This is a genomic window from Tritonibacter sp. SIMBA_163 (assembly GCF_046535935.1).
In the GTDB taxonomy this organism is placed as follows: Bacteria; Pseudomonadota; Alphaproteobacteria; order Rhodobacterales; family Rhodobacteraceae; genus Epibacterium; species Epibacterium scottomollicae.
On sequence record NZ_JAWJBP010000391.1, the window covers coordinates 1 to 275 of the forward strand.

The 275-nt window shown below is 62.9% G+C and carries 1 protein-coding gene; it reads left to right on the plus strand.

Annotation, left to right across the window (positions count from 1 at the left end):
* On the plus strand, positions 1-275 hold a 275-nt coding region (locus tag R0J92_RS22855; protein ID WP_411053349.1), incomplete at both ends, for a LysR substrate-binding domain-containing protein.

Below are 275 nucleotides of genomic sequence, written 5' to 3' on the forward strand. Positions count from 1 at the left end.
CGTCGCGATCATGGCGCTGCCGTTCCCGGAAACCGGCCTGATGCTGCGTCCGCTCTACGACGAGCCGTTTGTCGTCGCGCTGCCGTCCGGTCACGCGTGGGAAAACCGCCCGAAAATCGATGCCGACGATCTCAAGCAGGAAACCATGCTGCTGCTCGGCAGCGGTCACTGCTTCCGCGATCACGTTCTCGGCGTGTGCCCGGAATTGATGCGTTTCTCGCAGAACGCCGACGGCATCCAGAAGACGTTCGAGGGGTCGTCGCTGGAAACGATCC